Origin of the sequence: Kitasatospora sp. NPDC005748 (assembly GCF_040630735.1) — a bacterium.
GTDB lineage: Bacteria > Actinomycetota > Actinomycetes > Streptomycetales > Streptomycetaceae > Kitasatospora.
Genome location: NZ_JBEXYD010000005.1, coordinates 24,890 through 48,647, shown reverse-complemented (window position 1 = coordinate 48,647; position 23,758 = coordinate 24,890). Strand labels below are relative to the sequence as shown.

Here is a 23,758-nt window from a genome sequence, read left to right as displayed (position 1 = left end):
AGGTGATCAGCTGGAAGTGATCACGCAGAAGTGAACGCCTCCGATGGACGGAGCCCATGGACGAATTCGCGTTCCGCCCGACCCATGTCGCCCCGCCGGACGGGATGGCCACCTGGACGGCCCCCGACCCGGCGCAGCCGGCCGCCCGGCTGGACCCGCTGCTGCCGGTCCAGCTGATCGCCCGGCAGGGTGACTGGGGGCACGTGCTGTGCTCCAACGGCTGGGCCACCTGGGTGGACGGCCGACTGCTGATCAACCTCCCGACGGCGCCGCCGGACGCCACTGGCCCGCCGGCCCGGACGGCCGACCCCCGCCCGGCGCTGGCCGAGGCCGAGGGCGCACTGGCCCGCTACCGGGCGCTGCTGGAGGACCTCGCGGCCGGCAGCGCCGATCTGGAGACCTTCCGGGACCGGGCCCGCGGCCTGCGGATCGGGCTGGTCGTCGACGGCGAGGCGCTCTGGCTGTTCGACCCGGTGCACGACCGCTGGTGCTACTGCGACGGCCTCCAACTGCAGACCTACGCGGCGCCCGGGCGGCCGAACGCCTCCCCGGCCGCGACCCCGCGCCCGGCCGCCTCGCCCCCGCCCGCGCCCGGCCCGGCGCCCTCGCCCTCGCCCGCGCCCGGCCGAGCCCCCACCGGGTACGAGCCGACCCGGACGGGTGAGCCGTGATCCCCCCGGAGGAGTCGGGCAGCGGTGAGCCCACCGGACCGCCGCCGCCGTCCGGCTCGCACACCGAGGAGGTCCCCGGTCTGCCGTCCGGCATGGTCGGGCGGCGGGTGGCCGGCTACCGGCTGGAGGCCGAGATCGGCCGGGGCGGCATGGCCGTCGTGTACCGGGCCAAGGACCTGCGGCTGGGCCGGACGGTCGCGGTGAAGCTGCTGGCGCCGGAGCTGGCCCGCAACGAGGTGTTCCGCCAGCGGTTCATCCACGAGTCGGAGGCCGCCGCCGCGATCGACCACCCGCACATCATCCCGGTGTTCGAGGCCGGCGAGACGGACGGGATCCTGTTCATCGCGATGCGCTTCGTGCACGGCGGCGACCTGCGCGGGCTGATGAACCGGGGCGGCGCGTTCACGGTCGGCCGGGCGGCCCGGCTGGCCCTGCAGATCGGCTCCGCGCTGGACGCCGCGCACGACCAGGACCTGGTCCACCGGGACGTCAAGCCGGGCAACGTGCTGGTCGCCGCGGGCACGGACAGCGAACACCCGGAGCACCTGTACCTGGCCGACTTCGGCCTCACCAAGAAGTCGCTCTCGCTCAGCGGCCTGACCACCGTCGGGCAGATCGTCGGCACCCTGGACTACGCGGCGCCCGAGCAGATCTCCGGACGGCCGCTGGACGGCCGCTGCGACCAGTACAGCCTGGCCTGTGTGGTCTTCGAGATGCTGGCCGGGACGCCGCCGTTCCGCCGGGAGAGCGACCTCGCGCTGCTCTGGGCCCACCTCAACGACCCGCCGCCGACGCTGCGGGACCACCGCCCGGACCTGTCCGCCGAGGTGGACACCGTGGTGGCCCGGGCACTCGCCAAATCACCCGAGCAGCGGTACGCCAGCTGCCTGCAGTTCGTCGCCGAGCTGCGCGCCGCCACCGAGGCGCCCGGCCCCGCCACGCCCTGGCTGGCGGACGGACCGGCCACCCAGGTGCTCCCGGCGTACGGCGGCGGCGCGGGCGGGCCGTACGTCTCGCCCCCGGTGCCCGAGCCGCCGGACTGGGCGACGCCGGTCGTCCACCCCCGGGGACGCTGAGGCGCGGCGGTCCCGGCCGTCAGCCGCCGTCCGCCGCGATCTCGCCGCGCCTGCTCCGGTGGGCCGCCAGCAGACCGCCGAGCAGGCCGGCGACCAGGCCCCAGGCCGCCGCCAGCGGCACCAGCAGCCAGAGCTTCGGGTCGAGCACGAGCGAGCCGCCGCCGAGGCCCGCGACCGGGTTGGTGTCGCCGAGCACGGAGCCGAGGAGGTCGCCCAGCCCGCCGTCCCCGGCGCCGACCCCGAGCACCGAGAGGCCGTAGTCGGCGGAGACCCGGGACCAGACACCCACCAGCAGCATCGTCACGGCCGCGGCCGCGCCCAGCCGGACGGCGTGCTGCCAGAGCCGGACCCCGCGCGGGGAGCGGTAGGCGGTGAGGAAGCCGGCCGCCAGCAGCAGCACGGCCGTCAGCGGCAGCAGCCACCAGACCCGGCCGTCCTGCTCCGCGAGGGTGCTGAGGCTGATGGTGGCCGACTTGCCCTCGGGTGCGCGCAGCACCTCGGACAGCGACTCCGGCACGGGCAGCCCGATCGCCCCGACCAGGTGGCCGTGCCACTCGGCGCCCATCCCCAGCCCGAGGGCGAGCCAGACCAGGTTGGGCAGCGCCAGCAGGAGCAGGGCCAGCGTCGCCCGGGCGTCGCCGTGCACGACGGCGGTGACGAGCCCCGCCACCAGGCCGAGCACCACACAGGTGAGCAGCACCAGCAGCATCGCGAACGCGGCCGGCCGGACGGCCTGCTGGAACGGCACCAGGCCGCGCGGCAGCGGCGCCCGGCGGGAGACCGCGAAGGTGGCCGCCAGGACCACCAGCAGCCAGAGCAGCCCGAGGCCGATGGTGCTCAGCGGCTCCGCGTGGAAGCCGATCTCGGGGGTCAGGCCGAGGGCGCCGCCGAGGTCCTGGACGAGGTCGTCGCCGAGCGGGACGACGAAGGTGTGCCGGGCGGCGAGGGTGATCAGCACCAGGGCCACCACCCAGACGGCCGCCGTCCGGGCCACCCGGCCGAGCAGTTCGGCGCCGCCGGCGACCGCCCGGAAGCGCAGCTGGCGCAGGAAGACCTCCGCCATCACCAGGGCGCCGACCAGTCCGACGGTCAGCGGCATCGCGGTGATCCCGGCGTCCACCTGGGCGAAGAAGCCCGCCCCGCCGTCGAGCTGCACGGAGCCCCCGACGGCGAGCGCCAGCGCACCGGCCAGGACGTACGGGAAGCCGCCGCCCGGCAGGGAGCCGGCGCCGGCGGCCCAGAGGCCGAGGGCGGCCACCGCCGCCATCGCGGCGATCCCGGCGAGGACGACCGCCGACGCGTCCAGCCAGCCGCGCATAACGCCGGGCGGGCCGGGCGCCGTGGTGGGGGGCTCCTGGGGCATGCGGGCTCCTGGTGGACTCGGGTGCCCCCCTCGCGTCTGAGTCCAGCGTCACCCAGGACCGGGCCGCGCGCGCTGTGTGCGCACGGCGAGCCGGCGGTGGCGTGCTGTTGCGGCGGTTGCCGGGCGGGGGCAGAAATGGAAGCCAGTGGCAGGAGCCTTCTGTGCCGGTCGTTTCGCCGGCCGCCCGCGAAACGGAGCCTCGATGAGTTCCCAACCGCCCCTCTCCGGGCCCCCGTCCGGCCCGCCGTCCGGCCCGCTCTCCGGGCCGCCGTCCAGCGGCCCGCCGGGACCGCCGTCCGTTCCCCCGTCCGGGCCGTCCGGGCCGGGCGGCTCCTCGGCCGGTGGGCCGGGCGGGCGTCCGACGCCGTGGTGGCGGTCCCGCACGAAGCTGGCGCTGGCCGGGGGCACCGCGGCGCTGGCCGTGCTGGCGACGGTGCTGATCGTCAACAGCGGCGGCGGGAGCGGTACCCCCAGCGATGCCATCCCGGCCGCGAACGAGGTGGCGCTGCAGACTCCGGGCGATCCGGGACCGGCGCCGTTCACCCAGTCGGTCGAGACCACCGCGGTCTCCTCTCCCGCGTCGGCCCCGGGCAGTCCGGGCGGCGCCACGAAGAGCACCGCCGCGGCCTCGCCGAGCGGCATCCGCACCGTGCAGGGCTCCTCGGCCGGGCTCTACGCCGGTGAGAAGTCCAAGCCGGCCTGCGACGTCGAACGGCTGATCTCCATGACGTCGACCGGGGACACCGGCCGGGCCTGGGCGGCCGCCCAGGGGATCGAGCAGTCCGCCATCCCGGGCTATCTGCGCTCGCTGACCTCCGCCTACCTGCGGGTGGACACCCGGGTCACCAACCACAGCTACAAGGGCGGGGCGTCGGTCGCCTACCAGTCGGTGCTGCAGGCCGGCACCGCCGTCCTGGTCGACGCGCAGGGCGTACCGCGGGTGCGCTGCAGCTGCGGGAACCCGCTGAAACCGCCGGAGCTGGTGAGCGACGCCAAGTACACCGGCAAGTCGTGGACCGGCTTCCAGCCGTCCTCGCTGGTCATCGTGGTGGCGGCGCCGAAGCCGGTGACGGAGCTCGTCCTGGTGGACATCACCACCGGTGGCTGGTTCGCCCGGGTGACCGGGCAGATCAAGGTGGTGGACAAGACGGTCCAGCCGCCGGAGGTCCTGGTGCCGGGCATCCCGCCGGCCGCTCCGATGAAGCCGGTCTCCCCGTCGGCGTCGATGTCGGGCTCCACCTCGGGTTCGGGCTCGCCCTCGACCTCCGGCTCGACCTCGGGCTCGACCGGTCCGTCGACCGGGTCGGCCTCGGCCTCCAGCTCCTCGGGCACGCCGTCCGGGCCGTCCTCCGGCCCGTCGTCCTCGGCGAGCACCGGTTCGGCGTCGGCCTCGTCGTCGACCAAGTCCGCCGGCCCCACCTCGTCCTCGCCGCCCGGCCCGTCCACCGCCAGCGTGACGCCCTCCACGGCGACGGCGACGGCGTCCGCGAACTCGGCGACGGCGTCCGGGCCGACGGTGGCCACGGCGACCTGTGCGACCGTCGCGCCCTCGACCCTCCCGCCGTGCCCCGGCGCCTCGGGCAGCACGCCCAGCTGACCGACCACTCCTCCGCAGCGGCGGGGCGCCTCGGATCCACCGGGCGCCCCGCCGCTGCGTCACGCCGTCCACCTGCATAGTTGGATTATCAAACGCACAGCGCTACAGTGAGTCGCGATGTCAAACCCACGCCCTTGGGAGCTCTCGTGACCGCCCCCCGCACCGCCGCGCCCCGCACCCCGGAGGTGCCCGATGCCGCGCACTGACCGCACCGGGACCGTGCTGCTGGCCGCCTGCCTCGGCCTCTTCACCGTCTTCATCCAGACCACCCAGACCATCGGCACGCTGGGCGCGGTCCGCGCCGACCTCGGCCTCGACGCCGCGGACCTGGTCTGGATCCCGAGCATGTACACCCTGGTGGTGGCCTCCGTCGTACTCGGCGGCGGCGCGTTCGCCGACCGCTGGGGCCGCCGGCGGATCTTCCTGCTGGGCGCGCTCGCGATGGGCGCCGGCGGGGTGGTCCTGGTGTTCGCCGGGAGCCTGTCCACCGTCCTGCTCGGGCAGGCGGTGGCCGGACTCGGCGGCGCGCTGATCACCCCCAGCTCGCTCGCCCTGGTGACCGACGCCTTCCCCGACCCGCGCCGGCGGGCCGGCGCGATCGCCGCCTGGGCCGCCGCCTCCGGCCTCGGCCTCGCCCTCGGGCCGATCACGGCCGGGCTGGCGCTGCGCTGGTCGACCTGGCACACCGCGTTCTGGCTCGGCCCCGTGATCGCCGCGCTCGCCGGCGCCGCCGCCCTGTTCGGCGTGACCGAGTCCCGGGCCGAGGGCGTCCGCCTGGACTGGCCCGGGCAGATCCTCGCCACCGGCGGGCTCGCCCTGCTCATCTACTGGCTGATCGACGGCGGCCACCACAGCTACCTCGGCGGCGCCCCACTGGCCGCCGCCCTCGGCGCGGCCGTCCTGCTCGCCGCCTTCGCCGTGGTCGAACTCCGCCGCACCCACCCGCTGCTCGACCTGCGGCTGATGCGCGACCCCTCGTACAGCGCGGCGCTGCTGCTGGCCGGCACCGTCCTGTTCGGCTTCGTCGGCCTCGCCATGCTCCAGGTGCTCTGGCTGCAGCAGGTGCGCGGACTGACCGCGCTCCAGGTGGGCGTCCAACTCCTCACGGAATTCGGCATGTTCATCCTGGCCTCGGCGGTCGCCGGGATCCTCGGGCCACGGTTCGGCGCGGCCCGGCTCATCATCACCGGGCTGCTGCTGGCGGCGGCGGGCGCCGGCCTGTTCGCCACCGTCGAACCGGCCGACGGGTTCGGCGGCTACGCCCCGGCGCTGGTGCTGTTCGGCTTCGGCTGCGGCCTGGCCGGCGCGCCCTCGACCGCGCTGGCGGTCGGCCATGTGCCGCGCGGCAAGGAGGGCGCGGCCGCCGGCACGGTCAACGCCGCCCGCCAGGTCGGCGCGGTGCTCGGCACCAGCGTCCTCGGCACCCTGATGACCAGCCGCTTCGGCGAGCGGCTCGGCGCCCTCCGGAACCCGCGGCCGCAGGACGTGGCCCAGGCCTTCACCGACGCCGTAGGCCGCGCGGCCTCGGTCGCCGCGATCGTCCTCCTCGCCGGCGCGGCCGCGGGCGCCCTCCTCCTCGCCCTCGCCCGGCGCCGCCGTCCCGCGCCGATCCCGGCGGAGCCGGAGCCGGCCACCCTCACCGCGGTGCGCGCCTCGAACACCTGACGCTTCATCGCCCCCGCGGCCGGGGTCCGGGCGGCCCCCTCGGCAGGGGGCCGCCCGGCACCCGCCGTCGCCGGGCCGTCAGCGGCCACCCGTACGATGCCGCGTGTGATCAAGGAAATCCCCCGGCGCCCGACCCTGTCCCCACGGCGGTCCGACGGACCCTCCGCGCTCGGCCGGTGGTGGCGGTGAAGCCCGCCGTCACCCCGCCCAGGCCGTGGGACGCCACCTCGCTCTTCCCCGAACTCACCGCCCACGCCAGGACGGCCGTCCGACTGCACCCGGTACCGGCGAGCCCCTCCCCGCTCGACAGCTCGGCGGGCGGACCGCTCGCCTGGCCGGCGGACGAGCCGTGGCCGACCTGCCCGGGCGGCAGGCACCTCCGGTACGGCCCGCCCCACCGCACCGCCGACGTCCGTGGCGAGCGGTCGACGAGCTTCGCCTACCACAGTGAGATCGGCTGGGACGAGATACCTGAGGACACCGCCTGGCCGCTGCTGCCCGTCCTGCAGGTGTACGCGGCGGACGTCCCCTGGTACGACGGCTTCCCCGCGGACCGGGACGTCCTGCAGATCCTCTGGTGCCCCTTCCAGCACACCTACGACGAACCGGTGACGGCGCCCTACAACGGCATCGCCGGTCCGTGGGTCAGCCTGCGCTACCGCCGGAGCGCCGACCTGGGGGACGCCTTCCTGACACCACCGGACCCGGTGGCCGTCGGCGAGCCCGGCTACCTCCCCACCCCCTGCCGGCTGCGCCCGGAGCCGGTGACCGAGTACCCGCACCCGGGAGCGCTCGGCGAGGACTTCGAAGCCTGGGTCACCGCCTGGGAGCAGGCGACCTTCCCCCACCCCGACGACCCCGACGACTACGAGCCCCGCTACGCCTGGGACCTGTCGACGGCCCCGGGCTGGAAGCTCGGCGGCCACGAGCCCTGGAACTACCAGGGCTACGACGGCCCGGTGCGGTGCGGCAGCTGCGACGGCGAGCTGCGGTTCGTGGCGGCGATCGCCGGCCGGGAGTGGGACGGCGGCACGGAGAGCTGGGCACCCCTCGGCTCCTTGGTGAGCAGCCCGAGCACTCGGCGCCGCCACCAGGAGCCCACCGAGGTCCGTCTCGGCCACGGGGAGGCCATGCGGGTCTTCGACTGCCCGCGGTCCGCGGACCATCCGGTGGTCAGCGACCTGGGGTAGCGGGGAGGGCGAGCCGTCAGGATCCGGCTGTCGGATTTCGCAAGACCTCTGCTCCCGAGAAGAACTGACGAAAAGTCAGGACTCTTCGGGGCGGATCTTCGCCAGACCCCGGTAGCGCTCCGGGTCGACCACGGCGGACAGTCCGTTGAGCATCAGCCGGGTGCCGCCCTGGAGGTGGGCGGTGTCCTGGGTGCCGTCCCCGCTCAGCACCAGGTACGCGTACTGCTCGGTCCAGTCGAGCCGGGATCCGGCGCCCTGGGCGGCGAGTTCGAGCGTCACCAGGGAGACCCAGCGGCGCAGGCCGTCCACGTGGGCCTCGTACACGTAGACGATGCGCTCGCCGGGCACGATGTCGTGGAACCGGGAGCGGTATTCGAGCCGCTCCTCGATGTCCCCGGAGACGAACAGGTTGGTCGCCACCTCGCTGCCGCCGACCCGGAAGTCCAGCGCGTGGGTGGCGTGCTTCGAGGAGCCGGGGAGGCGGAACCAGCGGGTGCGCAGCACGGGCTCGGCGAAGGCCGCGAAGACCTGCTCCGGCGGCGCCGAGAAGCCGACCTGCAGAGTGAAGGAACCGTGGACGACCTGCGGTTTCCCGTCGGTCGGAGAAGTGCCCTCATGTGCGTGATCAAGGCGGCCAGAGCTCACGCGGCGACACTACCACGCAGGCCGATCACCGTTCGGCCGCTCGGCCGGCGACCGTGTCGCGTCGCCGGCCGAACAAGCTGATTGGACGTCAACTTCCGTTGCCCATAGGGTCAGATCCAGCCTTCGAGGGAGGCCAGGAAGCCGTCCAGGTCGTCCCGGTGGATGCAGTGGCCGGTGTCCGGCACGTACCGCACCTCGAACCCGCTCGCGCGCAGGGTCCCGGCCAGCTCGTCCGGGACGAGGTGGTGGTCGCCGGCGCCCTGGACCAGCGAGGGCACGACCGGGCGGTCCGGTACGTAGCTGTGCGAGCTCTCCAGCCAGTCGACGGCCCGGACGTCCCAGCGCGCGTACCCGGCGAGCTCGGCCTCGATGTCCTCGGGCTGCCAGCGCGGGAACATCGGACGGATGGCCTCGGCGGTCGCCACCTTGGTGAACTGGGCGAACTCGCGGATCTCCGCGACCGCCTTCTCGGTGAAACGCCAGGCGGGGTCGCTGTAGACCACCTTGGCCGGGCGCAGCCCCTCCACCGCCAGCGAGAGCACCGAGGCGCCGAAGGAGTGGCCGATCGCGAGGTCGGCGCCGGCCGGCAGCGACTCCACCAGGTCGGCGGCGAGCAGCTCCGGCGAGTAGGAGTCGGCCTGCGGGCTCTCGCCGTGGCCGCGCAGGTCCGGCATGATCACCCGGTAGCCGCGGTCGACCAGCCGGGGCGCCACCCGGCTCCAGGTGTCCGACGACGAGATGATGCTGTGGACGAGCAGGGCGACCTTGTCGCCGTCGCCGACTTCGTGGAGCTTGAGCCTCATGGGCCGGGTCTTCCTCTCAACGCGTGGTCCGGACGGTCCGGAGGTGTCTGACGGCCCGGCGGTGTCCGGCGGCCGTACGCGGCGGGCCGGCCGCGGCGACCCGGCGGGTCGTCAGCGGTCGGCGGCGGTCAGGTGCACCAGGGCGCGGGCCGCCAGGCGGTAGCCGAAGGCGCCGAGCCCGACCACCACACCGCCGGCCAGCGGGGCGATCACCGACTCGTGCCGGAACTGCTCGCGCGCCCAGACGTTGCTCAGGTGCACCTCGACCCAGGGCTGCGGATAGCTCGCCAGCGCGTCGCGCAGGCTCCACCCGGCGATCATCAGCGCGCCTGGGTTGACCACCGCGCCGACGCTGCTGAGCCGGTGCTCGTGGATGGCCCGGACGAGGTCGCCCTCGGAGTCGTGCTGGATCGAGCGGACCTCCCAGCCCACGCCGCTCACCTCCTCGGCGACGGCCTTCTCGATGTCGGCCAGCGTGTCGGTGCCGTAGATCTCCGGCTCGCGCTGGCCGAGGATCCCGAGGTTGGGGCCGTTCAGGAGAAGCATCGTGGTCATGAGTCACCTCGCTGGTCGGAGACGCGGATCGCGCCGGGTGCCCGGTCGGGGGTCTGTACCGGGTCGGTGTGCTGGTCGCCCAGGCCGAGTTCGGCCCCGGCCACCTCCTCGGCGCGGGTCATCGCGTACCGCAGGATGGGCGGTGCCATCAGCGAGGTCACGATCGCGACGAGGATGATGATGGTGTACGTCTCGGTGTTCAGGACGCCGAGCCGCAGGCCGGTCATCGCGACGATCACCTCGACGACGCCGCGGGAGTTCATCCCGGCGCCCAGCGCCAGCGCCTCCCAGCGGTTGAGCCGGCTGAGCCTGGCCCCGATGAAGGCCCCCACGAACTTGCCGAAGATCGCCACGGCGAGTACCGCGACCGCGACGCCCAGGACGATCGGGCGGCCCAGCGCGGTGAGGTCCATCCGCAGGCCGGCGGTGGCGAAGAAGAGCGGGGCCAGGAAGGCCAGCACCGTGGTCCGCAGCGGCTCCAGCTTCGCCGGGTCCAGCTCGCCGCTGGTGCCGATCAGCACACCGCAGACGAAGGCGCCGAAGATGGCCTCCAGGTGCATCGCCTGCGTCGCCGCCGCGCTGAACAGCACCAGCACCACGGCGGTGGCGATCGTCGGCATCGGGCCCTCCGACCGGCCGGCCGCGCGCAGGGCCCGGCCGACCAGCGGGCGGCCGACCACCAGGGCGAAGACCACCACGCCGATCGGGTACAGCACCGCGGTGGTGACCACCCCGGCGGTCAGCCCGGCGGTGGCCATCGCCGAGACGACGGAGAGCAGGAACCAGCCCACCACGTCGTCGACCACGCCCGCGGCCAGGATGAGCTGGCCGATGTCGCGGTGCAGCAGCTTCATGTCCAGCAGGGTCTTGGCGATCACCGGGATCGCCGTGACGCACATCGCCACGCCGAGGAAGAGCGCGAAGACGGCCGGGTCCGCGCCGCTCGGCAGGAAGGACCGCGGCAGCAGGTAGCCGGTGCCGATCCCGAGGCCCAGCGGCAGCAGCAGGCCGGCGATGCTGACCCGGGCCGCGGTCAGCCCGCGCCGGCGGACCAGGGCGAACTTCAGCTCCGCGCCGGTGACCCCGACGAGCAGCAGCACGCCGAGCTGCCCGACGGCGTCCAGCAGGTGCAGCTGGTCCGGCTTCTGCGGCAGCAGCCAGTCGGAGAAGCCCGGCAGCAGCGGTTCGAGGACCGAGGGCCCGAGCAGGACGCCCGCGCACAGCTCACCGGCCACCGCGGGCAGGTTGAAGCGCTGGGCCAGCCGGCCGAGGACGAGTGCCAGGAGGAGCAGCACGGCGACCTGGAGGAGGAACACCAGGAGCGAGTGCTGGCCGATCGTCGGCACGGGTGCGGCGGTTCGCATGTCGACCCATTCCAGGAGGTGGTTCAGCGGTTGGTTGCGGCGTCCTGCCCGGTGAGTCTCCGGGCCAGCAGCTCGATCACCTCGGCGCTCCGGTCGGCGAGGAAGAAGTGTCCGCCGGGGAGGACCTCCAGCTCGGTCGCCCCGGTGGTGTGCTCCTCCCAGGCCCGCGCCTCGTCGATCGACACCCGCGGGTCGCTGTCGCCGGCGAGCACCGTCAGCGGGCAGTCCAGCCGCTGGTCGGGGTCGTGCCGGTAGCGCTCGATGGCGGTGTAGTCGCTGCGGATGGCCGGCAGGATCATCGCCAGGTTCTCCGGATCGGCCAGCATGAGCTGGCTGGTACCGCTCAGCGCCTTGAGCTCGGCCACCACGTCGGCGTCCGAGCCGGTGTGGACGTTCTCGTCGCGGTAGCGGGACGGCGCCCGCCGGCCGGAGGCGAACAGCCGTACCGGCGCCGGGAGTCCGGCCCGCCGCAGGCGCAGGGCCACCTCGTACGCGAGCACCGCGCCCATGCTGTGGCCGAACAGCGCCAGCGGCTTGTCGTCCAGGTGGCGCACCGCCGCGAAGATCTCGTCCGCGAACTCGGGGATGTTGTCGATGCCCGGCTCCTGGTGGCGCATCTGACGGCCCGGGTACTGGATCGCCAGCACCTCGATCCCCTTCGGGGCGAGCACCCGCGACACCGGGAAGAAGAAGCTCGCGGACCCGCCGGCGTAGGGCAGGCAGACGAGCCGCACGGTGCTCGTCGGCACCGGGTGGAAGACACTGACCCACTTCTCGTAGTGGGCGGTCGTCGCTTGGGCCATGCCGGATCTTCCCTTCGGGCAACGGTCCGTGGCGCGGCCGCGGGCCCACGCCGGAAGGCGGTGGCGGGCGGACTGCGCACGGGTCCCCGGATTCTTCGGGACGTCCGCACAGTAGGCCGGTCAAGACCGGTCGTGGTATCCCCCGATCTGATAGCCCGGGGCGGACGTTGACGCTTCACGCGGGTCGCGGTAGTAGTCTTCCGATGTTCCTGCCAGGGCTGTCGCGCCCCGTTGTCGCGCGCAGCCGCCGCGGCGTCCGAGCAGCGCGCCTTCGCACTCCTCCGCCGCGTTCCCGCCGCCGTGCCCACCCGCCGTGCACCGGTCCGCACCGGTCCGCCGCCTCCCTGCGATGAGGGGTCCCTATGCCCAAGGTGTCACCGCACGAGCCCCCGACCGGCCCGACGGACACGGACGTGGTCGTCGTCGGCAACGGGCCGGTCGGGGCCGCGCTCGCCGTCCTGCTCGCCCAGCACGGCTGGCGGACGACCGTGCTGGAACGCCGCCGGCGCCCGTACACACTGCCCCGGGCGACCAGCTTCGACGGGGAGACCGCCCGGCTGCTCGCCGCCTGCGGGATCGGCCCGGACCTCGGCGGGATCACCGAACCGGCCTCCGGCTACCAGTGGCGGACGGCGGCCGGCGAGACCCTGCTGGACATCGAGTTCCGGACCCCGGGCCCGTACGGCTGGCCGGATGCCAACACCATGCACCAGCCCGCCCTGGAGCAACTGCTGGCCGCCCGGACCGCGCGGCTGCCCGGGGTCACCGTGGAGCGCGGCCGGCAGGTCGTCGGGATCGCCGACCACGGCGACCGGGTCCTGGTGACGGCCGAGGACGAGGACGGCGCGGCGCGGACGGTCTCGGCCCGCTGGGTAGTGGGCTGCGACGGCGCCAACAGCTTCGTCCGGGACCACCTCGACGTCCCCGTCACCGACCTCGGCTTCTCCTACGAGTGGCTGCTGTGCGACGTCGAACTGCGCGAGCCGCGGGCGTTCGTACCGACCAACCTGCAGATCTGCGACCCGGCCCGGCCCACCACGCTGGTGGGCAGCGGCCCCGGGCACCGGCGCTGGGAGTTCATGCGGCTGCCGGGCGAGCGGGCCGCCGAGCTGAACCGCGAGGAGACGGCCTGGCGGCTGCTCGCCCCGTTCGGGGTCACGCCGGACACCGCCACCCTGCTGCGCAGCACCACCTACATGTTCCAGGCCCGGTGGGCCGACCGCTGGCGGGCGGGCCGGGTGCTGCTGGCCGGTGACGCGGCCCATCTGATGCCGCCGTTCGCCGGGCAGGGCATGTGCTCGGGCATCCGGGACGTGGTCAACCTGTCGTGGAAGCTGGACCTCGTGCTGCGCGGTCTCGCCGACGAGGCGGTGCTGGACACCTACACCGGGGAACGCCGGGCGCAGGTCAGGGAGTCGATCCTGGCCTCGGTCCAGCTGGGCCGGGTGATCTGCGTGACCGACCCGGCGGCCGCCGCCGAGCGGGACGCCACGGTGCTGGCCAACCGGCACGGCCGGGGCCCGACCCGGCCGGAGCCGGCCAAGCCCCTCACCGAGGGCCTGCTGTACGGCGGCGGGGGCGACGGACCGCTCAGGCCGGCCGGCGAGGTCGTGCCGCAGGGGGTGGTCGACGGGCCCGGCGGCCGCGGCCTGTTCGACGAGGTGGTCGGGCGCGGCTTCGTGCTGCTGCTCGCGCCCGGGGCGGACGCCCGGCTCGGCGCGGAGCGGCTCTCCTTCCTGGCCGGGCTGCGGGCGCACGTGGTGCGGCTGCTGCCGGCCGGCCGGACCCGGGACGGGCAGGGGGACGGCGGCGCCGGGGAGTCCGGCGAGGTCCGGGTGGTGGACACGGACGGCGTCTACGGGGCCTACCTGGCGCGGTACGGGGCGAGCGCGCTGCTGGTCCGCCCGGACTACCACGTGTTCGGCGCGACCGGCGAGCCGGCGGGCGCGGCCGCGCTGGTGGACGGGCTGCGGGCCGGGCTGACGGCCGCCGTACCGGCGGGCGCGGCGGGCCACGGGGGCTGACGCGGCGACGGCCCGCCCGGACCGGCTGGTCCGGGCGGGCCGTCCCGCGCCCTACTGCCCGCGGGCCAGCAGCACGGCGCCGCGCAGCGAGGAGAGCCCGCCCAGCCGGGCCGGGGCGACCGGCAGCGGGGTCAGGCCCGGCCGGGCGAGGGCGGCGAGGTGCTCGGCCGTCCGGTCGACGAGTTCGGGGATCCCGGCCGCGAAGCCGCCGCCGAGCACGGCGAGCCGGGGGTGGAGCAGCTCCGCCACACCCACGGCGGCGGCGGCCAGGGCGCGGCCGGTCCGGTCGAGTGCCGTGACGGCCCAGGACTGCCCGGCCCGCAGCCCCGCCCGCAGCTCGTCGAAGGTGACGGGCGCGCCGCGCAGCCGCTCGGCGCGGGCCAGGGTGGCGGGCCCGGAGGCGGTCGCCTGGAGGCACCCCCGGCGGCCGCAGACGCAGACCGGGCCGTCCAGTTCGACGACCAGGTGGCCGAGTTCGAAGGAGCCGTGCGCCGGGCCCGGGCAGAGCCGGCCGCCGAGCACGAGGCCGCCGCCGATGCCGGTGCCGACGCCCAGGTAGAGGAGGTCGGCGCAGGCCGCCGCCTCGGCCTCGGCGAGGGCCGCGAGGTCCCCGTCGTCCGCCCAGACGACGGCCGCCCCGGGGAACAGCGCCCGCAGCGCCGGGCCCAGGGGCAGACCGGCCCACTCCGGCCGGCTGGGCCAGGCGGTGACCCGCTCGTCCGGGCCGACGGTGGCGGGCATCGCGACACCGACGGCCCGGAAGGGCGCGCCCGACCGGGCCGCCAGCGTGCCGACGTGCTCGGCGAGCCGGGCCAGGTCGTGGTCGGCGTCGCGGCCCGGGCCCCAGGCGAAGGAGGTCTCCTCGGCCCGGCCCGTCGCCGACTCCGCCCGCAGGGCGACCTTGGTGCCGCCGACGTCGATGCCGAGGTAGCGCGGCGCCTCCTCGGCGTCCGCCGCGCCGCCGGGACCCGGTGCCGGTCCGTTCTCGCCGGTCCGCATGGTGTGCCGCCTCCGCGCGGTCGGGTCAGCGCTCGCTGAGGGCCGGGCAGAGGGCGAGCAGCTCGACCGGGCGGCGCAGCACCACGTCGGGGCCGGCCGCGAGCAGCTCGGCCTCGTCCGGACCGGCCCAGAGGGCGGCGGCGGAGGCGACCCCGGCGCCGCGGGCGCTGGCCAGGTCGGTCGGCGCGTCACCGATCATGATGGCCTGGTCGGCGGGTACGTCCAGCAGTTCCAGCGCGCGCAGCACGATGTCGGGGGCGGGCTTGGGCCGGGCCACCTCGTCGGAGCCGATCACGTGGGCGAAGTACGGGAGCAGGCCCAGGCCGTCGAGCAGGGAGCGGGCCCGGTCGCCGGCCTTGCCGGTGGCCACGGCCATCCGCAGGCCCCGGTCACGGAGCTCCTGGAGCAGTTCGGGGATGCCGTCGAAGACCTGCACCTGGTGCGCGAGCCGGTAGCTCTCGCGGACGAAGGGCGCCTCCATCTCCAGCGGCAGGCCCATGATCCGCATGATGTCGGGGAAGTAGCGGCCCTGGTGGCGCTGGTACTCCTCGAAGGGTGCCGGGCCGCCGCCGACGATCTCGGCGTAGGCGATGGAGAACGCCTGGCCCATCACGGCGAAACTGTCGACGATGACCCCGTCCAGGTCGAAGACGACCGCCTGCCGGGGGTTCGCTGGTCTGTCCGTGGTCGTGGCGGACCCGGGTGCCGATGTGGCGGTCATGAGGTCCTCACCTCCTCGTGGGCGGCTGCGGGACGGGCGGATCGCGCCCGGCCGGCAACGCGGGCCGACTCGTAGAAACTCTCGATGAGCTGGACCGTGCCACGCGCCTGCGCGATGGCCCGGCCGCGATGGGCGGGGTCGGCCAGCAGTGCCCCGAGGCCGTCCAGTTGGCGCCGGTACTCGGCCCCGATCGGCTCCGCCGGCACGGCGATCCGACGGGTGGTGCCCTCCCGGGTCAGGGTCAGGACCGGCTCGGGCTGCCGGTTGGGGCTGAAGCCGAAGGTGCAGCGCAGTTCCGCGCTGCCGGCGCTGCCCTCGACCACGATCCGGGAGACGTCCAGGGCCTCGTGGGAGGCCCAACTGGCCCGCAGCGAGACGGAGATGCCGTCCTCGCGGACCAGGAAGCCGCGGGCGGTGTCCTCCACGTCGCCGGTGAGCGCGTCGGCGGGCCGGTCCTGGCGCCAGGCGGCGGACCAGGCGCCGACGTTGACGAAGTCGTCGGAGGTCGCGCCGACGACCTGGGCGAACTCGGCCGGCCCGACCAGGGCGGCCAGCGCGTCCAGCAGGTGCCAGCCGAGGTCGACCAGCACCCCGCCGCCGGCCGTGCTGCGCCGGGTGAACCAGCCGCCGGCCTTCGGGACGCCGCGGGCCCGCACCCACGACAGGTCGACGTGCCGCACCCGCCCCAGGTCGGGGACGAGCGCGGCCAGTTCGCGGACGTCGGCGCGGTGCCGGGCGGCGCTGCCGGCCAGCAGCATGCCGCCGTCGAGCTCGGCCCGCGCCAGGTCGTCCGCCTCGGCGGAGGTCAGGCAGACCGGCTTCTCCAGGAAGACGGCGAGGCCGCGCCGCAGCAGCGCCGCGGCCACCTCGGCGTGCAGGTGGTTGGGCACGGCGACGACGGCGACGTCGACGTCCTCGGGGTGGAGCGCGTCCACCGCCGCGTGGGCGGGGATGCCCGTCGCCTCGCCGACCGCCGCCCGCAGCGCCGGGTCGGGGTCGACGACGGCGACCACGTCGAAGTCCTCGTGCGTCCTGAGCCGCGAGAGCCAGAGCTCCCGGCCGGCCCAGCCGAGCCCGACGACGGCGGCGCGATGCCTCACAGGGCTGCCACTGCGTCGGCGACGATCGCGGCGGTGGCGTGCAGGGCCTCCTCGGAGGCGAGCAGGACGCGGTGGTGCAGCCAGACGCAGTCCCGGCTGATGGCCTCGGTGTTGGGGCAGCGCTCGGCGACCGCCTCCGGGGTCTCGTCGGGGGCGGCGGTCTCCCAGAACGCGTCGGTGCGGTAGATCGCGCGGAACGCGGCGAAGGCCGGCAGGCCGGCGTCGACCAGGCGGTCGACGAGCTCGTTGCGGCCCTCCTCGGAGATGCCGGGGATCCGGAACATCGCCATGTAGTGCGAGTTGCGGTCGGCCCGCGGGTCGCTGCCCTGGGGGACGACGCCGTCGATCGCGCCGAGCAGGCCGGACAGCAGGTTCCAGCGCTCCTCGCGCAGGTCGGTCTGGGCGTCGAGGCGGCGCAGCTGGGCGCGGAGCACGGACGCCGAGAACTCGTTGAGCCGCATGTTGGTGCCGGCGATCTGGTGGAAGTACCGGCGGTCGGTGCGCGGCCGGCCGCAGCTGTGCCGCAGGAACGCGGCCTCGTACAGCTCCGACTCGGGGAACAGCAGGGCGCCGCCCTCGCCGGCGGTCATCAGCTTGCCGTTCTGGAAGCTGAAGGCGGCCACCGAGCCGAGCTCGCCGACCCGCTTGCCCTGCCAGCGCGCGCCGTGCGCGTGCGCGGCGTCCTGGAGCAGCGGGACGCCGGTGGACTCGGAGAGCTTGCCGAGGGCGTCCATGTCCGCGATGAGCCCGGCCATGTGCACGGGCATGATCACCCGGGTGCGCGGGGTGATCGCGGCGGCCACGGCCGCCACGTCGATGTTGTAGGTCACCGGGTCGACGTCGACGGGGACGGCGACCGCGCCGAGCCGCTGGGCGGCCTGGGAGGAGGAGATGAAGGTGAAGCCCGGCACGATGACCTCGGTGCCGGGGCCGGCGCCCAGACACTGCAGCGCCAGCTCCAGCGCGTGCGTGCCGTTGGTGACCGCCAGGGCGTGCGGTGCGCCGTGGTGGTCGGCGAACTCGCGCTCGAAGGAGTTCACCTCGTCCCCGCCCATGCGCCACCACTGGCCCTGCTCCAGAGCGCGTATCAGGCCGCTCCGCTCGTCGTCGTCGTACTGCGGCCAGGAGGGGAATTCCGGTGCCGGTCGCGCGTTCATGTCTCTCCAAATCTCCGCTACGAACTGGTCTCCGCTTTTGGACGGCCTGGCGGGATTGAGCGGGCGGGGCGCGTGGCCGACGGAAGAGCGGAACAATGGCCCCTGGGATTTCACGCAAGGTATTGCGGCCTCACAGTAGGCGCCGCCCTCGGCGGCCCGCATCCCTCGTTCTGGTAGTCGTCGGCCCCGACCTGCCGATCACCCGTCAGCGCAGCCCGAAGAATGCGCGGTACTCGTCCACCTGACCGTTCAGCATGTGGATTCCGTGGTGGACGTCGAGCCCCAGGGCGGCCGCCAGCCGCAGCAGCGGCGTCTCCCTCGGTTGCATGATGATGTCCGCCACCACGGCGCCGGGCGCGAGGGCGTCCGGCCGGAACGGCAGCGGGTCGCCCGGGCGCAGGCCCAGCGGGCTGGCGTTCACCGCGATGTCGCTGTCGTGCAGGGGCGGTTCGGCCGAGGCCCGGACCCGGCCGGGCCAGTGCTCGGCCAGCCGTGCGACGAGCGCGGCCAGCCGGGGCCCGTCCGGGTCGGTGACAGCGAGCCGCTCCGCGCCCGCGGCGAGCACGGCGGCCGCGATGGCGCTGCCCGCCCCGCCAGCGCCGGCCAGCGCGACCCGGCGGCCGCGGACGTCGTGGCCGGCCCGCGCCAGGCCCGCGACGAAGCCGGAGCCGTCGAAGTTCTCGGCGAGCCAGCCGCCGTCGGGTTCGCGGCGCAGCACGTTGGCGGTGCCGGTGATCTCCACGGTGCGGCTGCGCCGGTCGGCGAGGCCGGCGGCGGCCGCCTTGTGCGGCACGGTGACGAACAGGCCGTCCAGGTTGCCGATGTGCTGCAGGCCGCGGACCACCGTGGCCAGGTCCCCCGGCCGGGCGTGCACCGGGACGAGCACCGCGTCGATGCCGAGCCGGGCGAACAGCGGGTTCAGCAGCCCGGGTGACTGCACCTGGGCGACCGGGTCGCCGAGGACGGCGTACAGCCGGGTGGCCCCGCCGATCGGCGGGCCGGGCGGGACGGCGTGCTGCGGGGCGTCGGTCATCGTGGCCTCCCGGGGCCGGGTACGGTGCCCTGTGCGACCGTCTCCGCGAACATCTCCGCGACGGTGAAGGCGAGTTCCATCGACTGCTCGGCGTTCAGGCGCGGATCGCAGGCGGTCCGGTAGTTGCCGGGCAGCTCGTGCTCGGCGATCCCCCGGGCGCCGCCGAGGCACTCGGTGACGTCCTCCCCGGTCGCCTCCAGGTGGAGGCCGCCGGGGTGGGTGCCGAGCGCGCGGTGGACGTCGAGGAAGCCGGCGATCTCCTCGACGACGTGGTCGTAGTGGCGGGTCTTGTACCCGTTGTCCGCGGTGCGGGAGTTGCCGTGCATCGGGTCGCACTGCCAGACCACCTGGTGGCCGGAGGCGGTGACCTTCTCGACGATCTGCGGGAGGACCTCGCGGACCCGCGCGTGCCCCATCCGGCTGATCAGCGTCAGCCGCCCGGGGGTGGCGTGCGGGTCGAGCCGGCGCACGTACTCGACCGCCTGCTCGGGGGTCGTGCCCGGGCCGATCTTCACGCCGATCGGGTTGGCCAGCAGCTCCGCGAAGGCGATGTGCGCGTCCTCGGGCCCGCGGGTGCGCTCGCCGATCCAGAGGAAGTGCGCCAGTCCGCTGGAGTACAGCGGCTCCGGCCCGTCCTCCGTCACCCGGAGCAGGGCACTCTCGTAGTCCAGCAGCAGGGCCTCGTGGCTGACGTAGACCTCGCTCCCGGGCGCCGTCCCACCGCCGGCTCCCGGGCCGGCCGGGAGGCCCAGGCCGCGGCCGATCTCCTCGGCCGCCGGCGCGTACCGGTGGCCCCCGGGCGCGTCGCGGACGAAGCGGAGGTTCTCGGCGTGCAGCGCGTGCGGGTCGCCCAGGCCGTCCCGGCGGAGCCGGCGGGCGATGGCCACCGTCCGCGAGGCCTCGGCGTGGGCGAGCAGCATCCGCTCCGGGTCCGGGGTGCGGGCGGCGGGCGTGGGTTCGACGCCGTTGACGATGTCGCCCCGGTAGACCGGCAGGCCGTGGGCGTCGACCTGGTGGGAGCGCGGCTTGGCGTACTGGCCGGCGGCCCGGGCGACCGGCACCACCGGCAGTCCGGTGGTGTGGGCGAGCACCAGGGCCATCCGCTGCAGCAGGCCGAGGTTGGCGCGCAGGTGCGGCTCGGTGTTGTCGGCGAAGGTCTCCGCGCAGTCGCCGCCCTGGAGCAGGAAGGCCTCGCCCCGGGCGACGGCCGCCAGCCGCTCGGCGAGCCGGGCGGTCTCGGCGGGCGTGACGATCGGGGCGGCGGCGCGCAGCCGGGCGACGACCTCCTGCGTGCGGGCCCGGTCCGGCCAGCCGGGCTGCTGCGCGGCGGGCCTGGCCAGCGCGGCGGCGAGGCGGTCGGCGAGCAGCCGTTCCGCCGCGCCGGTCCGCGCGGCGGGCGGGCCGCCGGGCGGCCGGCGTGGTGAGTACCTCATGACACCGCCGCCCCCGTCCCGGCGGGCCCGTCGGCACCGTGCCCGACGAGCCGGGCGAGCGGCCGGCGCGGCATCCGCGCCAGGGCCTCCAGGACGGCCCGCTCGGGCACGTCGTGGACCAGTTCCGCGCCCGCCGGGCCGTCCAGGACGAAGGCCAGCCCGCTGAGGGCCTTCTTGTCCCGCCGCATCAGCTCGACCAGTTCGCCCGGCCGCACGCCCTCGGGCAGCGCGCCGGGCAGGCCGTAGGAGGCGACGACCGCCCGGTGCTCGTCCACCCGGGCGGGGTCGATCCGGTCCAGGACGCCCGCGAGCAGGCCCGCGAAGACGGTGCCGACGGCGACCGCCTCGCCGTGGCGCAGCGCGAAGTCGGTGGCCACCTCCAGGGCGTGGCCCAGGGTGTGGCCGTAGTTGAGCAGGTGCCGAAGTCCGGTGTCGCGTTCGTCGGCCGAGACGATGCCGGCCTTGAGCGTCACGCTGGCGGCGATCCGGTCCGCCAGGGCCAGCGGGCGCAGGTCGCCGGCGCCGATGAAGTGGCACCGGGCGATCTCGCCGAGGCCGTTGAGCATCTCGCGGTGCGGCAGCGTCGCCAGGTAGTCGGTGTCGCAGAGCACCGCGGCGGGCTGCCAGTAGGCGCCCACCAGGTTCTTGCCGGACGGCAGGTTGACCGCCGTCTTGCCACCGACGCTGGCGTCCACCTGGGCCAGCAGCGTGGTCGGCAGGTGCACGACGGGCACCCCGCGGTGGTAGAGGGCCGCCGCCAGGCCGACCACGTCGGTGGTGGTGCCGCCGCCGCAGGAGACCACGGCGTCGGAGCGGGTCAGCCCGAACCGCACGAACTCCGCGCAGAGCGCCTCGACGGTGGCGAGGTTCTTGTCCGGCTCGCCGTCCCGGGCGGGCAGCAGCAGGGTCTCGACACCGGTGTCGGGCACCCACTGGGCGGGGCGCGCCGACACCACCGCCACCCGCCGGGCACCGAGCCCCCGGATCACCTCGGCCAGCGAGGAGCGCACTCCCGGGCCGATGAGCACGTCGTACGAACGGTCGCCGATGCGCACCGGAACTTGTTCTCTCACGCCGCTTCAACCTGTCCTGTAGAACGTCGAACGCCGACTCTTCGGTGGTGCGCCCGCGGTGGGGCCCCTGCTCCGGTGCCGCCCGGGCCCGGACCCGCGCCCGGGGCCCCGGCGGCGGTCGGCCGCCGGGATCCCGGGCGTGCGCAGGACGTGCCCGGCCGTTACTGGCCGGTGGTCACCCGCAGGATGCGGGCCTCGGCCCGCTCCTTGCGGTCGTGCTCGTCGAGCTGCGGGTAGGACGGGCAGCCGAAGACCCGCTGGAACGGCGCGAAGGTGTCCCACTCCGGGCGCCGGCGCATCTCCTGGGCGACGGCGTTGTGCTCGCTCCAGAAGTCGCCGCCGATCAGCCGGATCAGGTAGCGCTCCAGCGCGTCGCGGGAGGTGGTCCGGCCGGCGTCGGCGGCCACCGAGACCAGCTCGCCGTCGTAGAAGGCGTGGATCAGCCGGATGTAGGTGTCGTACCCGGTCTTGAAGTAGTTCGAGTACTCGTCGATCAGCGCGTCGGCGTCCGCCGGGGACTTCAGCGCCGCGTCGAGGGTCTCGGCGGCGCGGGTGGCGGTGGCGGTCGCGACCAGCACGCCGCCGGAGAACATCGGGTCACCGAAGCAGCCCGCGTCGCCGACCATCACCCAGCCGGGGCCGGTGACGGTGTCCGCGTGGTAGCAGTAGTCGGTCTCGATCTTGAGGTCCATGCTCGGCCGGGTGCCGGTGAGCCGCGCGGTGATCCGCGGCACCCGGTTCAGGTGCTCGTCGAACGCCGCCTCCGGCGAGCCCGCCGCCCGGAAGGTGTCACGCGGCATCACGGTGCCGACGCTGATGACCTCCTTGGAGATCGGGATCGCCCACACCCAGCCGTCGTTGTGCGCGCCGACCTGGATGTCGCCCTCGGCCCCGAGGTTGTGCTTCTCGTCGAGGCCCTCGTAGTGCCGGAACACCCCGACCATCCGGAGCTTCTCCAGCGTCTTGCGGAGCCCGAACTTGTTGGCGATCCGCCCGGACCGGCCGCTGGCGTCGATCACGTAGGTCGCCCGGACCTCGTGCTCCTCGCCGTCCTTCTCGTAGCTGACGCCGACCATCCGGTCGCCCTCCATCAGCAGTTCCTTGACGCCGGCGCCCAGGTGGACCTCGGCGCCCGCCTTGGCCGCCTCCTCCACGAGCATCGCGTCGAACCGGGCCCGCTCGACCTGGAAGGCGCGGTCGAAGCGCCCCTCGCCCTGCTTGCTGAAGTCCGCGCGGAAGACGCCCGAGAAGAACTTCTTCTCCGTCGGGTCGATGAATTCGCCACCGAACTTCGGGACGTATCCGCGGGATTCCAGCGCCTCGCGCAGGCCGATCCGGTCGAAAAGCCCCATCATGTAGGGCAGCAGGGACTCACCGATGTGGAAGCGCGGAAACTCGTCGCGCTCCAGGAGCACCACGGAATGACCCTGCTTGGCCAGGACAAAGGCGCTGACCGCGCCGGCCGGGCCGCCGCCGATGACAACCACATCGGCCGAGTTCTTCGCCATTGGATTCCCTTCCAGAATTGTCGTACATCGTCTGCGAATGGTGCTGCCGGGAGTGCTCCCGCCGGTGTTCCCGCGGGTGCTCCCGGCGGTGTTCCCGCCGGTCAGGGGAGGTCCCCGGACACGATCGTGCCGACGAGCACGCGGTGCTCGTCGTCGTCGACGACGGTGCGCACCCGCTCCCGTCCGTCCCGGACCGTCAGGTGCCGGCGGCCCTTCAGGACGGCCTGGCCGTCCTCGAACGCCCGGCCGTAGAGGACGCCCTGCATGTCCCCCTCGGGGGGCGGCGCCGGGTTCTCCCGGGCGCGGTCCTCCAGTTCCTTCCAGTCGCTCCACCGCCGGGGCAGCAGCTTGAAGGTGTAGACCACGCTCCAGCGGGTCACCCGCCCCCGGCGCTGCAGCGCCGTCTCGCCGTCGCCCCGGTCCACCAGCCGGTACTGGCAGCCGTACTGGGTCTGCACCGCGTCGGTGACGAGCAGCGGTTCGAGGTAGGACGGCCCCGGGTAGCCCACGTCGACCAGCCACTCGGCGCCGTCCAGCGCCACCCGGACGAACATGTGCTCGATCTCGGTGCCGAAGTTCTCCCTGCCCTCGGCGGTACTGGCCGCCATCAGGGAGACCTCGTAGCCGAGGGTGCCGAGCAGCCGGAAGAACAGCCGGTTCAGCTGGAAGCAGGTACCGCCCCGTCCCTCGACGACGGCCGTCTCGAACACGGCGTCCTCGTCGAGGTCGACCAGGTTGATGTTGTCGGTGAAGTCCTGGGCGGCGATGTTGTACGGGATCGCCATGAGATGCCGCTTGTGCAGGGTGCGCAGCGTCTCGATGTCCACGCGCGTCTGCCCGGCGCAACCGATGCGCCGGAGGTAGGCGTCCGCGTCGAACACGTCGTCATCTCCTCTCTTGTCCGCGAGCCGGATCAGGGCCGCTCGTTCGGGGCCGTTCAGTGGGCGTTCGTCGGGGCGTTCATCGGGGTCGTTCATC

21 protein-coding genes are annotated in these 23,758 nt (G+C 74.8%); 6 read left to right on the top strand and 15 right to left on the bottom strand.

Translation table 11 applies throughout. The features are described 5' to 3' along the window. Positions 1-56 precede the first annotated feature (56 nt). Together ABZ495_RS06045 and ABZ495_RS06040 are read left to right on the top strand one after the other, a co-directional pair. Positions 57-671 (top strand): hypothetical protein, encoded by a 615-nt coding sequence (locus ABZ495_RS06045; protein WP_359807053.1) that lies wholly within the window; start codon positions 57-59, stop codon positions 669-671. A 92-nt stretch (positions 672-763) separates the two neighbouring features. After that, positions 764-1,747 carry a serine/threonine-protein kinase gene (locus tag ABZ495_RS06040; RefSeq protein WP_359807179.1) on the top strand — a complete coding sequence of 328 codons (984 nt, stop codon included), beginning with the start codon at positions 764-766 and terminating at the stop codon, positions 1,745-1,747. Between the two features lie 19 nt (positions 1,748-1,766). Here ABZ495_RS06040 and ABZ495_RS06035 read toward each other — a convergent pair whose 3' ends face one another. Continuing rightward, positions 1,767-3,110, bottom strand: a complete 1,344-nt coding sequence (locus ABZ495_RS06035) for a streptophobe family protein (RefSeq protein WP_359807051.1) — start codon at positions 3,108-3,110, stop codon at positions 1,767-1,769. Positions 3,111-3,312: 202 nt separating this feature from the next. Here ABZ495_RS06035 and ABZ495_RS06030 point away from each other — a divergent pair, with 202 nt between their 5' ends. From ABZ495_RS06030 to ABZ495_RS06020, 3 genes are all read left to right on the top strand, one after another. Further along, complete coding sequence (locus ABZ495_RS06030; RefSeq protein ID WP_359807048.1) at positions 3,313-4,707, top strand: DUF6777 domain-containing protein; 1,395 nt, start codon at positions 3,313-3,315, stop codon at positions 4,705-4,707. Positions 4,708-4,899: 192 nt separating this feature from the next. Further along, the gene (locus tag ABZ495_RS06025) at positions 4,900-6,372 is read left to right on the top strand and encodes an MFS transporter (protein ID WP_359834633.1); all 1,473 of its coding nucleotides are present in this window, start codon (positions 4,900-4,902) and stop codon (positions 6,370-6,372) included. 185 nt (positions 6,373-6,557) lie between these two features. After that, positions 6,558-7,562, top strand: coding sequence for a hypothetical protein (locus tag ABZ495_RS06020; protein WP_359834630.1), 1,005 nt, complete (start codon positions 6,558-6,560; stop codon positions 7,560-7,562). A gap of 75 nt (positions 7,563-7,637) precedes the next feature. On the opposite strand, the gene ABZ495_RS06015 is transcribed toward ABZ495_RS06020, so the two are convergent. The 5 genes from ABZ495_RS06015 to ABZ495_RS05995 form a co-directional block, all read right to left on the bottom strand. After that, positions 7,638-8,207 carry an SRPBCC domain-containing protein gene (locus ABZ495_RS06015; RefSeq protein ID WP_359807043.1) on the bottom strand — a complete coding sequence of 190 codons (570 nt, stop codon included), beginning with the start codon at positions 8,205-8,207 and terminating at the stop codon, positions 7,638-7,640. Positions 8,208-8,317: 110 nt separating this feature from the next. Next, entirely contained in the window at positions 8,318-9,010 is a 693-nt protein-coding gene (locus ABZ495_RS06010) for an alpha/beta hydrolase (RefSeq protein WP_359834628.1), read from the bottom strand. Positions 9,011-9,121: 111 nt separating this feature from the next. Further along, entirely contained in the window at positions 9,122-9,565 is a 444-nt protein-coding gene (locus ABZ495_RS06005; protein WP_329491280.1) for a type II 3-dehydroquinate dehydratase, read from the bottom strand. Then, the gene (locus ABZ495_RS06000; RefSeq protein ID WP_359807038.1) at positions 9,562-10,929 is read right to left on the bottom strand and encodes a cation:proton antiporter; all 1,368 of its coding nucleotides are present in this window, start codon (positions 10,927-10,929) and stop codon (positions 9,562-9,564) included. Before ABZ495_RS06000 ends, ABZ495_RS06005 begins: the two co-directional genes overlap by 4 nt. A gap of 23 nt (positions 10,930-10,952) precedes the next feature. Next, entirely contained in the window at positions 10,953-11,732 is a 780-nt protein-coding gene (locus ABZ495_RS05995; RefSeq protein ID WP_329491278.1) for an alpha/beta fold hydrolase, read from the bottom strand. 362 nt (positions 11,733-12,094) lie between these two features. On the opposite strand from ABZ495_RS05995, the gene ABZ495_RS05990 reads away from it, so the two are divergent. Next, the gene (locus ABZ495_RS05990) at positions 12,095-13,756 is read left to right on the top strand and encodes a bifunctional 3-(3-hydroxy-phenyl)propionate/3-hydroxycinnamic acid hydroxylase (RefSeq protein ID WP_359834626.1); all 1,662 of its coding nucleotides are present in this window, start codon (positions 12,095-12,097) and stop codon (positions 13,754-13,756) included. Between the two features lie 51 nt (positions 13,757-13,807). Here the strand turns inward: ABZ495_RS05990 and ABZ495_RS05985 are convergent, their stop codons facing one another. The 9 genes from ABZ495_RS05985 to ABZ495_RS05945 all read right to left on the bottom strand — a co-directional run bounded on the left by ABZ495_RS05985 (position 13,808) and on the right by ABZ495_RS05945 (position 23,661). Beyond that, positions 13,808-14,755: an ROK family protein gene (locus ABZ495_RS05985; protein WP_359834624.1), complete on the bottom strand. Its 948-nt coding sequence runs from the start codon at positions 14,753-14,755 to the stop codon at positions 13,808-13,810. 25 nt (positions 14,756-14,780) lie between these two features. Next, positions 14,781-15,476, bottom strand: coding sequence for an HAD-IA family hydrolase (locus ABZ495_RS05980; protein WP_359807031.1), 696 nt, complete (start codon positions 15,474-15,476; stop codon positions 14,781-14,783). Further along, a complete protein-coding gene (locus ABZ495_RS05975) occupies positions 15,473-16,576 on the bottom strand; it encodes a Gfo/Idh/MocA family oxidoreductase (protein WP_329491274.1) in 1,104 nt (367 codons plus the stop codon). The genes ABZ495_RS05980 and ABZ495_RS05975 overlap by 4 nt, the downstream gene beginning before the upstream one ends. Continuing rightward, positions 16,573-17,733 carry a 3-amino-5-hydroxybenzoate synthase gene (rifK, locus tag ABZ495_RS05970; protein WP_352294548.1) on the bottom strand — a complete coding sequence of 387 codons (1,161 nt, stop codon included), beginning with the start codon at positions 17,731-17,733 and terminating at the stop codon, positions 16,573-16,575. Before rifK ends, ABZ495_RS05975 begins: the two co-directional genes overlap by 4 nt. 205 nt (positions 17,734-17,938) lie before the next feature. Next, positions 17,939-18,766 carry a shikimate dehydrogenase gene (locus ABZ495_RS05965; RefSeq protein WP_359807028.1) on the bottom strand — a complete coding sequence of 276 codons (828 nt, stop codon included), beginning with the start codon at positions 18,764-18,766 and terminating at the stop codon, positions 17,939-17,941. Next, entirely contained in the window at positions 18,763-20,199 is a 1,437-nt protein-coding gene (locus tag ABZ495_RS05960; protein ID WP_359834622.1) for a 3-deoxy-7-phosphoheptulonate synthase class II, read from the bottom strand. The genes ABZ495_RS05965 and ABZ495_RS05960 overlap by 4 nt, the downstream gene beginning before the upstream one ends. Beyond that, entirely contained in the window at positions 20,196-21,272 is a 1,077-nt protein-coding gene (locus tag ABZ495_RS05955; RefSeq protein WP_359807022.1) for a 3-dehydroquinate synthase family protein, read from the bottom strand. Before ABZ495_RS05955 ends, ABZ495_RS05960 begins: the two co-directional genes overlap by 4 nt. Before the next feature lie 161 nt (positions 21,273-21,433). Continuing rightward, positions 21,434-22,780, bottom strand: coding sequence for an NAD(P)/FAD-dependent oxidoreductase (locus ABZ495_RS05950; protein WP_359807019.1), 1,347 nt, complete (start codon positions 22,778-22,780; stop codon positions 21,434-21,436). A 101-nt stretch (positions 22,781-22,881) separates the two neighbouring features. Continuing rightward, positions 22,882-23,661, bottom strand: a complete 780-nt coding sequence (locus tag ABZ495_RS05945) for an arylamine N-acetyltransferase (protein WP_359834620.1) — start codon at positions 23,659-23,661, stop codon at positions 22,882-22,884. Positions 23,662-23,758 lie beyond the last annotated feature (97 nt).

What these genes read in the sequence shown, in the direction of transcription:
- ABZ495_RS06045 (WP_359807053.1), top strand. Translation starts at nt 57, where the DNA reads ATGGACGAATTCGCGTTCCGCCCGACCCATGTCGCCCCGCCGGACGGG.
- ABZ495_RS06040 (WP_359807179.1), top strand. Translation starts at nt 764, where the DNA reads ATGGTCGGGCGGCGGGTGGCCGGCTACCGGCTGGAGGCCGAGATCGGC.
- ABZ495_RS06035 (WP_359807051.1), bottom strand. Translation starts at nt 3,110, where the DNA reads ATGCCCCAGGAGCCCCCCACCACGGCGCCCGGCCCGCCCGGCGTTATG.
- ABZ495_RS06030 (WP_359807048.1), top strand. Translation starts at nt 3,313, where the DNA reads ATGAGTTCCCAACCGCCCCTCTCCGGGCCCCCGTCCGGCCCGCCGTCC.
- ABZ495_RS06025 (WP_359834633.1), top strand. Translation starts at nt 4,900, where the DNA reads ATGCCGCGCACTGACCGCACCGGGACCGTGCTGCTGGCCGCCTGCCTC.
- ABZ495_RS06010 (WP_359834628.1), bottom strand. Translation starts at nt 9,010, where the DNA reads ATGAGGCTCAAGCTCCACGAAGTCGGCGACGGCGACAAGGTCGCCCTG.
- ABZ495_RS06005 (WP_329491280.1), bottom strand. Translation starts at nt 9,565, where the DNA reads ATGACCACGATGCTTCTCCTGAACGGCCCCAACCTCGGGATCCTCGGC.
- ABZ495_RS06000 (WP_359807038.1), bottom strand. Translation starts at nt 10,929, where the DNA reads ATGCGAACCGCCGCACCCGTGCCGACGATCGGCCAGCACTCGCTCCTG.
- ABZ495_RS05995 (WP_329491278.1), bottom strand. Translation starts at nt 11,732, where the DNA reads ATGGCCCAAGCGACGACCGCCCACTACGAGAAGTGGGTCAGTGTCTTC.
- ABZ495_RS05990 (WP_359834626.1), top strand. Translation starts at nt 12,095, where the DNA reads ATGCCCAAGGTGTCACCGCACGAGCCCCCGACCGGCCCGACGGACACG.
- ABZ495_RS05985 (WP_359834624.1), bottom strand. Translation starts at nt 14,755, where the DNA reads ATGCGGACCGGCGAGAACGGACCGGCACCGGGTCCCGGCGGCGCGGCG.
- ABZ495_RS05980 (WP_359807031.1), bottom strand. Translation starts at nt 15,476, where the DNA reads ATGACCGCCACATCGGCACCCGGGTCCGCCACGACCACGGACAGACCA.
- rifK (WP_352294548.1), bottom strand. Translation starts at nt 17,733, where the DNA reads ATGAACGCGCGACCGGCACCGGAATTCCCCTCCTGGCCGCAGTACGAC.
- ABZ495_RS05965 (WP_359807028.1), bottom strand. Translation starts at nt 18,766, where the DNA reads ATGACCGACGCCCCGCAGCACGCCGTCCCGCCCGGCCCGCCGATCGGC.
- ABZ495_RS05960 (WP_359834622.1), bottom strand. Translation starts at nt 20,199, where the DNA reads ATGAGGTACTCACCACGCCGGCCGCCCGGCGGCCCGCCCGCCGCGCGG.
- ABZ495_RS05950 (WP_359807019.1), bottom strand. Translation starts at nt 22,780, where the DNA reads ATGGCGAAGAACTCGGCCGATGTGGTTGTCATCGGCGGCGGCCCGGCC.